15 protein-coding genes are annotated in these 11,246 nt (G+C 53.2%); 11 read left to right on the top strand and 4 right to left on the bottom strand.

What is annotated here, in order from left to right:
- Positions 1-47: 47 nt before the first annotated feature.
- The 10 genes from AC16KF_RS15635 (at position 48) to AC16KF_RS15680 (ending at position 6,965) form a co-directional block, all read left to right on the top strand.
- On the top strand, positions 48-533 hold the full coding sequence (locus tag AC16KF_RS15635; RefSeq protein WP_484038276.1) for a DUF1579 domain-containing protein: 486 nt from the start codon (positions 48-50) through the stop codon (positions 531-533).
- On the top strand, positions 533-2,026 hold the full coding sequence (locus AC16KF_RS15640) for an acetyl-CoA carboxylase biotin carboxylase subunit (RefSeq protein WP_484038277.1): 1,494 nt from the start codon (positions 533-535) through the stop codon (positions 2,024-2,026). Before AC16KF_RS15635 ends, AC16KF_RS15640 begins: the two co-directional genes overlap by 1 nt.
- Positions 2,010-2,879, top strand: coding sequence for a hypothetical protein (locus tag AC16KF_RS15645; RefSeq protein WP_484038278.1), 870 nt, complete (start codon positions 2,010-2,012; stop codon positions 2,877-2,879). Before AC16KF_RS15640 ends, AC16KF_RS15645 begins: the two co-directional genes overlap by 17 nt.
- Entirely contained in the window at positions 2,876-3,010 is a 135-nt protein-coding gene (locus tag AC16KF_RS15650) for a hypothetical protein (RefSeq protein WP_484038279.1), read from the top strand. The genes AC16KF_RS15645 and AC16KF_RS15650 overlap by 4 nt, the downstream gene beginning before the upstream one ends.
- Positions 3,011-3,014: 4 nt before the next feature.
- On the top strand, positions 3,015-3,497 hold the full coding sequence (locus AC16KF_RS15655) for a hypothetical protein (protein ID WP_484038280.1): 483 nt from the start codon (positions 3,015-3,017) through the stop codon (positions 3,495-3,497).
- Between the two features lie 6 nt (positions 3,498-3,503).
- Positions 3,504-4,004 (top strand): acyl-CoA carboxylase biotin carboxyl carrier protein subunit, encoded by a 501-nt coding sequence (locus tag AC16KF_RS15660; protein WP_484038281.1) that lies wholly within the window; start codon positions 3,504-3,506, stop codon positions 4,002-4,004.
- Positions 4,005-4,044: 40 nt separating this feature from the next.
- Entirely contained in the window at positions 4,045-4,488 is a 444-nt protein-coding gene (locus tag AC16KF_RS15665; protein ID WP_484038282.1) for a MaoC family dehydratase, read from the top strand.
- 121 nt (positions 4,489-4,609) lie between these two features.
- Positions 4,610-5,494: an HpcH/HpaI aldolase/citrate lyase family protein gene (locus AC16KF_RS15670; RefSeq protein ID WP_484038283.1), complete on the top strand. Its 885-nt coding sequence runs from the start codon at positions 4,610-4,612 to the stop codon at positions 5,492-5,494.
- Between the two features lie 21 nt (positions 5,495-5,515).
- The gene (locus tag AC16KF_RS15675; RefSeq protein ID WP_484038284.1) at positions 5,516-6,052 is read left to right on the top strand and encodes an REP-associated tyrosine transposase; all 537 of its coding nucleotides are present in this window, start codon (positions 5,516-5,518) and stop codon (positions 6,050-6,052) included.
- 73 nt (positions 6,053-6,125) lie between these two features.
- Positions 6,126-6,965, top strand: coding sequence for a DMT family transporter (locus AC16KF_RS15680; RefSeq protein WP_484038285.1), 840 nt, complete (start codon positions 6,126-6,128; stop codon positions 6,963-6,965).
- A 12-nt stretch (positions 6,966-6,977) separates the two neighbouring features.
- Here AC16KF_RS15680 and AC16KF_RS15685 read toward each other — a convergent pair whose 3' ends face one another.
- Positions 6,978-7,787: a hypothetical protein gene (locus AC16KF_RS15685; protein WP_484038286.1), complete on the bottom strand. Its 810-nt coding sequence runs from the start codon at positions 7,785-7,787 to the stop codon at positions 6,978-6,980.
- Positions 7,788-7,885: 98 nt separating this feature from the next.
- On the opposite strand from AC16KF_RS15685, the gene AC16KF_RS15690 reads away from it, so the two are divergent.
- Positions 7,886-8,662: an SDR family NAD(P)-dependent oxidoreductase gene (locus tag AC16KF_RS15690; protein ID WP_484038287.1), complete on the top strand. Its 777-nt coding sequence runs from the start codon at positions 7,886-7,888 to the stop codon at positions 8,660-8,662.
- Here the strand turns inward: AC16KF_RS15690 and AC16KF_RS15695 are convergent.
- The 3 genes from AC16KF_RS15695 to AC16KF_RS15705 all read right to left on the bottom strand — a co-directional run bounded on the left by AC16KF_RS15695 (position 8,627) and on the right by AC16KF_RS15705 (position 11,238).
- Positions 8,627-8,749 carry a hypothetical protein gene (locus AC16KF_RS15695; protein ID WP_484038288.1) on the bottom strand — a complete coding sequence of 41 codons (123 nt, stop codon included), beginning with the start codon at positions 8,747-8,749 and terminating at the stop codon, positions 8,627-8,629. The genes AC16KF_RS15690 and AC16KF_RS15695 overlap by 36 nt on opposite strands.
- A gap of 75 nt (positions 8,750-8,824) precedes the next feature.
- The gene (locus AC16KF_RS15700; protein ID WP_484038289.1) at positions 8,825-10,303 is read right to left on the bottom strand and encodes a B12-binding domain-containing radical SAM protein; all 1,479 of its coding nucleotides are present in this window, start codon (positions 10,301-10,303) and stop codon (positions 8,825-8,827) included.
- Complete coding sequence (locus tag AC16KF_RS15705; RefSeq protein ID WP_484038290.1) at positions 10,300-11,238, bottom strand: hypothetical protein; 939 nt, start codon at positions 11,236-11,238, stop codon at positions 10,300-10,302. The genes AC16KF_RS15700 and AC16KF_RS15705 overlap by 4 nt, the downstream gene beginning before the upstream one ends.
- Positions 11,239-11,246 lie beyond the last annotated feature (8 nt).

An 11,246-nucleotide genomic window follows, 5' to 3' on the forward strand; every position in this document is an offset into this window, starting at 1 on the left:
CTTTACTCTCGCTCAGGGTGACATAATTACCAATTACGGAGACAAACATGACATTCGAAAAATCTTCAGGTAGCCCACATCATTTTCTATCTCAATTAGCAGGAGGTTGGTCAGGTATTTCCAAACTCTGGCTTGAGCCAGATAAACTTGCTGGTGAATCGCCTCTCGTTGGTAATATCCAACTCCTCCTCGATGGACGCTTTGCTCTCTTCCTCTATCAATCATCCATCGAAGGCGAGCCGCAACACGGAATGTTCACGTTTGGTTACAACACCCAACTCAATCGTTACGAAGCCTCATGGGTCGACTCCTTCCACAACAACACCGCCATCATGTTCTGCACGGGGAACGCCACCGAAAACGGATTCTCCGTCCTCGGCAGTTATCCCGATCCCTCTGGCGGACCCGACTGGGGCTGGCGCACGCAAGTCGAAATGATTGACGCCAATCATTTGGTCATCACCGCATACAACATCCACCCCGAATACGGCGAAGCCAAAGCCACCGAAGCGACGATGACGCGCATCAAATAATGTTCAAAAAAATTCTCATTGCCAACCGCGGCGAGATCGCCATTCGCATCCTGCGCGCCTGCAAAGAACTCGGCGTCAAAACGGTCGCCGTCTATTCCGACGCGGACAAAAATTCACAACACGCGCAACTCGCCGACGAAGCGATTCACATCGGCGCCTCTTCGCCGAAAGAATCGTATTTAAATGCGGATGTCTTAATTCAAGCCGCCCTCGCCTCCCAAGCGGATGCCATCCACCCGGGCTATGGCTTCCTCTCGGAAAACGCCTCATTCGCAGGGAGGGTTGCCTCAGCCCATTTGACCTTTATCGGTCCCTCAGCGGACTCGATCCGCGCCATGGGCGACAAAGCCGAGTCGAAGATTCGCATGAAGCAGGCAGGCGTGCCGACAGTCCCAGGCTTCGAGGGACTCGAATCCGAATCCGATTTCAAGAAAGCCGCGCAGGAGATCGGCTATCCCGTTCTCGTTAAAGCCGCGGCGGGAGGCGGAGGCAAAGGCATGAGGGTGGTGAATCAGCCCGAAGAGTTGAAAGAAGCGATCGAGTCCGCGCGCGGCGAAGCGCTGAACGCGTTCGGCGATGAACGTCTGCTCGTCGAAAAATATATCCCGAACGCGCATCACATCGAGTTTCAAGTCTTCGGCGACCAGCACGGACATCTCGTGCATTTATTCGAGCGCGAATGTTCGACGCAGAGGCGTTATCAAAAAATTATCGAAGAGACTCCATCGCCATTGCTCACGCCAGAACTGCGGAAACAAATGGGAGATGCCGCAGTTGCCGCGGCGAAGGCTGTAAATTATTTCAATGCAGGGACAATTGAATTTATCTTCGACCCCAGACCTTCGACCTTCGACCTTCAACCTTTTTACTTTCTCGAAATGAACACTCGTCTCCAAGTGGAACACCCCATCACCGAACTCACCACCGGACTCGACCTCGTCCAATGGCAGATCCGCGTTGCGGCAGGCGAGCGGTTTCCATATTCGCAGGAACAACTGACTCAACGCGGACACGCCATCGAATGCCGCGTCTACGCCGAAGACCCCGCCAACGGATTTTTACCCAGCACAGGAAAACTTTTGCAATACATCGAGCCGCGCGGACCTGGCATCCGCGTCGACTCAGGCTTCCGCGCAGGCGATGAGGTGACACATTTTTACGATCCGCTGTTGGCGAAGTTAATTGTGTTTGGCGAATCGAGAGAAATCGCCATTCAAAAAATGCAAGCCGCGTTGCGCGACTTCGTCGTGCATGGCGTGACGAGCAACGTGGATTTCATGCAAGATGTTTTAGCTCATCCCGATTTTGCCGCTGGACGAGTCTACACACGCTGGGTGGAAGATCAACCTACGTGGAGTCAGCCCGCCCCGTCGTTTGAAGCGCTTGTCTCCGCCGCGCTTGCTGATACATCAATCGAAAATCGTCAATCGCAAATCGTAAATGAGCACGATCCTTACAGCCCGTGGAAAAATCCAAATGGATTCAGAAATTAAATTTATGGAAAAGAAAAAAATTGACCTTCGACTCATCGTTGCAAGCGCGGCGCTCCTCATCCTCCTCTACTTCGGCGCGGATAGTTTGGGAACCGCAGTGGGCATTGATTGGCGCGAGACGTATTACCCCGCCGCGCGCGCCGTGCTGGAAGGAAATAATCCATATCTTGCCGCGCCCACGTTTCGCAACCTGCCGTGGACGTTGATCCCCATGCTGCCGTTGGCGATATTTTCCGAACGCGTCAGCGGTGATTTGTATTTCATCCTCACGCTCGCGTTGTATACGTGGGTCGCCGTCCGATTGAAAGCCAGCCGCGTCGCGTTGATCGCGTTCCTTTTATCTTCGCCCGTTGTCTACGGGATGCGCATGTTGAACGTGGACGCGCTCGCGCTCGTCGGCTTCATCCTCCCGCCGCAGATCGGATTATTTTTCATCCTCATCAAACCGCAGATGGGCATCGCGATGATCCCATTTTGGATGTTCGAGACATGGCGCGCTGGCGGATGGAAATCGCTTCTTCTCGCCTTTCTGCCTGCTACCGTTGCGACGATTCTTTCTCTCCTGATTTTTGGCACCGCCTCCATCGGCAGGTCGAACGATCTTCTGCAATCCACATGGAACGCCAGCCTGTGGCCCTGGGCATTCCCCATCGGTTTCGCGTTGACCGTTCTCGCAGTCCGCAACCGACGCAAAGATCAGGCGATGGCGGCGTCGCCGTTCCTCTCGCCGTATCTCGCGTATCATTCGTGGGTCAGCGTGTTGGCAGGCTTGATGCAACGCAACCTCGAACTTGTGCTCGCCGTGATCGGCATGTGGCTGGTGGCGGTGATTCGGATTCTAGGATACGGATGAAAACAAACTTCGAGCATAATTCCAAGTCGTATAGCATTGACATCGTCCCTTCGGGCAAATCTCAGGTTTCGCGTTCCGGCGAAGTTGATCGTTACAATCCACAGAAGAAATCGAGCGGCTTTAGGAATTAGACCAATGAAACACTCAACCTGCTTAATACTTTTCTTAGTCGCAATTCAAACTCTGCTGTCATCATGCACAAACGCCAGCAACCCTCCACCGTTATCTTTCGAAGACGCTTATTTAAACCAGCAGGTTTTGCTAAGAGTTTCGAGTTATTCAAATACCTATAAAACCAGAGACCCTATAAATCTGGAACTCAAATACAATTCCGACCAGGAAATTATTTTTCCGTATGACTACAACTTGAAGATATTTGAAAGATCAGATGAAATGTGGGTTGAATTAAAAGAGAAACCAACTTATCGATTTCCCCTAAGCGATATCGTACTTTCTCCACCAATAGAAATGCCAGCGGTCCAAGTGGTTGTGTTTTTTCCTGATCTACAAAACCCCTTCAGGAAATATTATATTCGCATCTATGTAATTGGCAATATGAAAACCAATAATGGCATAAAAGAAGTCGCAGCTTATACAGAAATCACATTACAGCCATAAGTTTATATGAAACTATCTTTTGACTTTAATTCTACATCCACATCTGTTGATCTGATCCCAACAGGCAAATCCTATCGCGCCACTTTGGACGATAAAACTGTTGACGTTGAAATCATCCGCGCCGAAAACGGAAAGTTGGATTTACTCATTGACGGCAAGCGCGTCACCGCGTATGTTTCATCGGACAACGCCAAACGCTGGGTGACGGTGGGCAGGCAAACATTCGTGCTGACCAAATCGTCTGGCGCAAAGCGAAGAAGCGCGGGCGGCGATCATGCGTCAGGATTAGCCGCGCCAATGCCAGGCGTGGTGCGAAGCGTGAACGTCGTCGTGGACGAGTCGGTGACGAAAGGTCAAACGCTGATGGTGTTGGAAGCGATGAAAATGGAGATTAGAATCCAAGCGCCGATGGATGGCGTGGTGAAATCGCTGGCGGTGAAGGTTGGTCAAACGGTGGAGCGTGAGCAAGAACTGATCAATGTCGAAAGTCAAACGTCGAAGGTCTGACCTTTGACTTGTGACCTTCAACCTTCGACAAAGGAGTCTTATGGCTGGAAAATTTTTCGACGAACTCGAAGTTGGGATGAAATTCAAACACGGCGGGCGCACCGTCACCGAAATGGACAACGTGCTCTTCACCGCGTTGACGATGAACACACAGCCTCTGCACCTCAACGAGGATTTCGCCTCGAAGACCGAGTTCGGTCAGCGATTGGTGAATGGAGTGTTCACCTTCGGTCTCGTTGTTGGCTTGACCGTCGCCGATCTCACCGATGGAACCATCGTGGCAAATTTGGGATACGACAAGGTCGCGCATCCCAATCCCGTCTTTCACGGCGACACAGTCTACGCCGAAAGCGAGATCATCGAGAAGCGCGAGTCGAAATCGAGACCCGAAGTTGGCATCGTGCGAATCAAATGCTGGGGCAGGAAACCAGACGGTACAATTGTGGTCGAGTTCGAACGGACGGCGATGTTTTTGAAGAAGTAAACAGGTACACAAGTAAACAAGTAGACAAGTAGACAGGTACACAGGTAGACGCGTTACGAGTTACGAGTTACCACCTGTTTACGTGTTTCTGTGTTTACCTGTGTACCACCCAGGAGATTCCATGCACTCACGACGCGCGATACTCTACATGCCAGGCGACGACCGCCGCAAGATCCAAAAAGCGACCACGCTGGGAGTCGACTCCATTTGCATGGACATGGAAGACGGCGTGGCGGCGAACAAAAAGACCGAAGCGCGGGAGGTCATTGCAGGGGCGATGAAGGAACTGGACTTCGGCAAGTCCGAGCGGTGTATTCGCATCAACCAAATTGGTTCAGGCTTGGAGAAGCGCGACCTCGTCGCGGCGTTGGCGACAAATCCCGATACGATCGTTGTGCCGAAGATCGAAACTGCCGAACAAGTGAAATGGGTTAGCGAGCATATCGAAACCTACGAACTTTCGAGCAAGTTGAACATTGGGAGCGTCCGCTTGCTGGTGGGCGTGGAAACGGCGAAGGGAATCATGAACCTGAAAGAGATTGCCGAAGCGGATAAACGACTCGAAGCCATCATCTTCGGCGGCGAGGACTTCGCCGCATCCATTGGCGCGGTGCGGACGAAAGCCGCGACCGAGTTGCTCTACGCGCGGCAGGCGGTGGTCACGGCGTGCGCGGCGAACGATCTGCAGGCAATTGACATCGTCTTCATTGACTTCAAAGACCCCGATGGTCTGCGCCTCGAAGCCGAAGAGGGAGCGCGGTTCGGCTTCAGCGGGAAACAGATCATACACCCGAATCAGGTCGAGGCGGCGCAAGAGGCGTTCACTCCATCCAATGAAGCGATCGAGTATGCAAAGCGGATCGTCGAGTCGTTCGAGTCGAGTCAAAAAGAGGGCAAAGGCGCGTACGCGCTGGACGGCAAGATGATTGATATGCCGTTGCTGAAGAACGCGCAGAAGGTGTTGGAGCGGGCAAAGGCGGCGACGAGAACAGGAGCGCGGACTTAAGTCCGCATTCCGCATACGTATATGAAATGGTCAACCTCCCCACACCGCCCGCCGCATCTCTACTTGGACGACGCATGGTATTTCGTCACCGCATCAACGGTTGGCAAGGCGCATATTTTATCTTCCGACGCGCATTTCAATTTGTGGATCAAAACATTCAACGCATTGATCGCCGAGTTCAACGCGAAACTTATGGCATGGGTCATTCTCGCAAACCATTATCACTTCCTCTTTCTTCCGCAACACGGGCTTGATCTTGGAAAATTCATGAAGCGGCTCAATGGGAGCACGGCTTTCCAATTGAACGGACTGGATAACACACGCGGCAGAACCGTTTGGTACACCTATTGGGATACTTGCATCCGGGGCGAGCGAGATTTTTGGACACGTTTCAACTACATCCATTACAATCCTGTCAAACATGGCTATGTCCAACAGCCCGAGGGTTGGCTGTTTTCCAGTTATCGCCAACACATCAGCGACAACGGCGAAGTGTGGATGAAAGAATGCGCGCAAGAATTTCCTGTTTTGACTCTGTTTGACGACGATAATTATTAACGGAGCGCGGACTTCAGTCCGCCATTTTTTTCATATGAATAGCGGGCTGAAGTCCGCATTCCGGAGGTTTCATTTGCTTTCCATCATTTACGGCATTGCATCATCTTTATCATGGGGCGCGGGAGATTTCGCGGGCGGTCTCGCCAGCCGCAAGGTCGGCGCGTATCGCGCAGTGTTATACGCGGACTTCTTCGGCTTATTGATCGTCATCGCCGCATTGATCTTTTATCGCGAATCGTTTCCGTCTGCAAACGTTGCGCTCAACGCGTTCATCGGCGGCGCGCTCGGTTCGTGCGGCTTGCTCATCTTGTATTACAGCCTGAGCATCGGTCAGATGAGCATCGCCGCGCCGGTCTCGGCATTGTTCGCGGCGTTGCTTCCTGTCATCTTTGGCGCGTTCACGCAAGGACTGCCCAGCAAGATTCAATTTGTCGGATTCGCGCTCGCGCTCGCCGCCGTGTGGCTGATCTCGCAAGGCGACGGCGGATTCCATATCGGCAAACTCTCCGACTTGAAATTTCCGATTCTCGCGGGCGTGGGGTTTGGTTGCTACTTCATCTTCATTCACAACGCCGTCAGCGACCCCGACGCGCTGTTGTGGCCCATGATCCTCTCGCGCCTCGCAGGGACTCTTTTGGTCTTCCTCATCGTGTTGGCGCGGCGAGAATCGTTCCCCGTTCCGCGCGAGGCATGGGGAGTTGTCGGCATCAACGCCACTCTCGACCTCGGCGGCAATCTCTTTTTCATCCTTGCCAGCAAAGCGGGCAGGCTCGATATTTCCGCCATTCTCAGTTCGTTATATCCCGGCGCGACGGTCATCCTTGCGTGGCTCATCCTCAAGGAACATATTTCGCGCAACCAAGTGATTGGCATCGCGCTTGCGTTTGCGGCAATTTATTTGTTTGCGATCTAACGAACCCAATTCTCAAGGATTTTCATTTTTGTCATCATTGCACGATGACAAAAACGGGTCGCTCCCGGGAAAGACAACTACCGTGCAAGAAAGTTGATACCCATCCTCATACTCGGCAGTGACTACAAACCCTTCGGTTGAGCCAGTCGACGGCTTTTCATACAAGTGATACCCTGCGCTCAGATGATCCTCAAAACCAGCCACCCGCCGCAGCGCGTTATCTTCGTGATTCGGCGCGATCCGAATCAACCCATTCATAAAATGGACAGCTTCCACTGCGCGCGGAGGCATTCGCATGAACCATCCGCCCGCCGCGCCGAGTGTCAGAGTCACAGCCACGAGCAGGGCAATCTTCAACGCCGAAAACCTTACATAACGCGCGCGCGCATACCTTTCAGTCAGCCAGCGGAGCGTCCACGAAATGGGCAGGGCAAGCGCCGCCACCGGCACAAGGGTGAATGCCAGAGCAATGATCTTCATGCCCGTGGTCGCTTCGCTGGGTTGCAACAACGAACCAGCCAAAACGATCGAGCTTGTGGCAAGCGCGCCGTACGCCAATCCGCGCCAGGTTTCAACAGCCCAACACGTCATAAAGCCGACAATGCTCAACACCGCGCTGACAGCCAACCCATAGGATAGAAGAAAATCGAACTCAAAACCAAGCGGCAGGTCTCGATGCGTAAGCAAATCCACACCCGCAGCGGAAACGGCAAACGCGAGACCGGCAACCAATCCGAACAGAGCGCCGACCCGCGCGTGTCGCATCTTTGATTCGCGCGTGTTTTCGATTTCGCCATCCAGCGAAAGTCCAAAAGCCTTCATTCACTCTCCTGAAAATTTTTCGGTAATTCTCTCACAACTCCCGTCTTTCTTCCATCCTCAAGGTATGAGAGTAAAATCATTCGCAAGGAGTCTACAACATGGGTAAACTTTCAGGCAAGGTGGCAATGATCACAGGCGCGACATCGGGCATCGGCAAAGCCACCGCGTTATTGTTTGCGGACGAAGGCGCGGATGTCGTCATCACGGGACGCCGCGCGGAGTTGGGACAACGCGTCAGGGAGGAGATCAGCCGTAAGGGGGTCCGATGCGAATTCATCCAAGCCGATCATGCCGACGGGGAGGCTTGCTCCCACGTCGTCAGCCAGACTCTCGCCTCGTTCGGTCGCATGGACATCTTGTTCAACAACGCGGGCATCGTCACACATGGCACAGCCGAATCGATCTCGGATGACATTTGGAATGAGACGCTGGCAATCAACGTGACGGCGGTGTGGCGCATGTGCAAATTGGTCTTGCCCGTGATGAAAGCGCAAGGCGGAGGCGTGATCGTCAACTGCGGATCCGATTGGTCAGTAGTGGGAGGTAAAAACGCGTTTCCATATATCGCGAGCAAAGGCGCGGTGGGGATGATGACCAAAGCGATGGCGCTCGATTACGCGCGCGATAACATCCGCGTGAACGCAGTCTGCCCCGGCGACACGTTCGTGGATCGCTGGCTCGAGACGGAGCAATTTAATTCTTCAGACGCCGCCTATTTGGAAAATGAGATCAAGAAAGCCAGCGCCTATTTGCCGATGGGTCGCTTCGGCAAACCCGAAGAGATCGCCAAGGCGGTGTTGTTCCTGGCTTCGGATGATTCATCGTTTATGACAGGACATTTATTGTTGGTAGACGGCGGCAATACGGCGCAGTAAGGCGTTGAACAGCGATCGGCAAGACCCAGCCGCGCGCGAGAAGGCTTCGGCGATGGTTTCAAGGGATGTATCAGTGACATTGTTCATTGGTTTGCTCCTTGAAGCGGTGGTTTCGATACGCCCTCGGCTATCGCCTCGGGCTACTCAACCACCGGGCACACATCAAACAAATCTCCTCAACTGCCATTCGCTTCGCACTAATCCAAAAATATTTCTCGGCACATTCGCCAGCCCTCTCAACGATCTCTGTCTGAACGCTTTCCTCGCGCGGAACTCATAATGGACTCGTCCATGCAACACGCGGTAAAACTCCGTTGGGAACGGACCGCGATAGAGCATCTCCAAGTCTTCCGAGTCGACCCAGTTTTGTTTTTCGCCCAATTCCAATTTCACCCGCTCGAAAAATTTTGTGCCGGGCAACGGGTATGAGACCGAAATACCGATGTCATCGGGCACGCAGTCGCGCACCATCTTCAATGTTTTCCGCACATCGTCCCATGTTTCGCCGGGGTAGCCGAACTGCAAGAAGAATCCCACTTCGATGCCGTTGGCTTTCAACAACCGCGCGGCGTTGTAAATATCTTCCACGGTGTCGCCTTTGTCCATCGCGTCGAGAATTTTTTGCGAACCCGACTCCGCGCCGAGCCATGCGGTTTTGCATCCCGCCTTCGCCAGCGCGGGCGCGGTTTTTTCATTGATCAAGTCTGCGCGTTGCAAACATTTGAAGGGAATCACCGCGTCGGCTTCGTTCAACAGCGCGGCAAACTTTTCGATCCACCTCGGCTTCAATCCCAAAATATCATCCGCGAACCAGATGTGATCGGGCGCGAAAGTTTCCTTGATCCATTTCATCTCGGCAACCACATTTTCAGGCGAGCGCGAGTTGTAACGCTGTCCCCAGATCGGTTTGGCGCACCAGTTACAGTGATACGGACAGCCGCGCGTGGTGACCATGTTCATTGAAAAATATCCGTGATGTTGCAACCAGAGGCTTCGATATTTTTCGATGTCCACCAAATCCCAGGCGGGGAAGGGTAACGAGTCGAGGTTGGTGATGTCGGGACGGCGGGGATTGGAGAGGATTGGAGAATTGGAGAATTGGGGAAATGGAGACTGGAGATTGGAGACTGGAGATTCGTACGCAAGACCGAGAATGGATTCAAGCCCCGCATCTCTCTTCCCCTTCGACAAGCTCAGGGCGGCGCCTTCAAGCTGATTCAGCAACTCAAGCAGGGTCTCCTCCCCTTCGCCGAGGATGCAGTAGTCTGCGCCGTGTTCGAGGTAGTCTTTGAAATGATCGGTCGCGTCGGCGCCGCAGAGGATGACGACGCATCCGCGCGATTTTGCCATGTGGATCATGTTGAACGCGGCTTCGCGCATTCTGAGCAAACACATCTTGGAAAGATAGTTGAAATTATCTTCGTAGATGATGGCGTAGCGCGGCTTATGTTCATCCAGTGACTTTGCCCACTCCTCTTCCGAGTCTGCCAGCATGGCATCGAACAACGCGATATCGTATCCGTGCTGACGGAGCCAACTCGCGGCGTACAACGTCCCTAGTGGCGGATAGGGTTGCATGGCTTCCCATAGTTTGGGGTCGAAACGCAGGTAGTAGGATTGACCGAGGAGGATTTGGGTCATACCACCCTCACCCCTATCCCCTCTCCCAAAGGGAGAGGGGAACTGTCGCCCAATTTACCGAGTTTCTGCAAAAATATTTCGTGTGTCCATTTTCTGTGATGGTGGAAATTTCCCTGACAGACCTCGGCGGTGAAGATGGTCTCTTCGCCGAAGCCGGGTTGATGGGAGAAGCGCGCGATCTTGCGGGTCATTTCCCATGATTCGAAGTAGTCTCCGAGTTTGCCGCGCAGGGGAAATTGAAGAAAACGCTTAATCGTAGTAGCGACTCCGCGAAGCGCCCCTCTGGGGTCAGTCGCTGTTTTGGCACGACTACCGCAAAGTGAACTTTGCGGTACGAATTCCGTAACCCAAGAGTTGACGTCCATGACTTCCTGATACACATCCATCCCTGAAATGGGAATCATTTGAACCAACTCGCGGGCAGAATATAGATCATGCAGATGCCATTCGAGCGCGGATTCGGAGACGATGAGGTTCGGGCAAATGGTGTGACCGAATGGACGCACGAGTCGGTTGAACAACAAAGCGAAGGCGCGCGCTGTCCACACACGACCTTTGGCGGTGACGAGCATGTAATCGAAGTCCGCATTTTTAGAAATGTTCAAGACGGCGAGAGAGCCTGTCAACGCGACCATGCGGACGAAGGGCAGAGAGCCGAGGATGCGTCCGTAGCGCAGGGCAATCGGCAACAACTTTCGTGAACGTGTCTCGCGTGCTTTGCGAGTATCAACAATTTCATCGCGTCCTGCAAGAAAATGAAATCCGTCTTGTTGTTCAACTTGTCCGCGCATTGAATCTAAAGCGACAGACAATTCCTCCGCGTTTGCGCGAATGGGAAGATAGCGATGCAACTCGTCGAAGCGTAAGGGATAGGCGAAGATGTCCGAGTAGGTGAGCGCTTCGAGGATGGCGAGGGAGAGGGAAGCGGAGGGCATGAGAAATG

It is taken from the genome of Candidatus Defluviilinea gracilis, assembly GCF_057138825.1.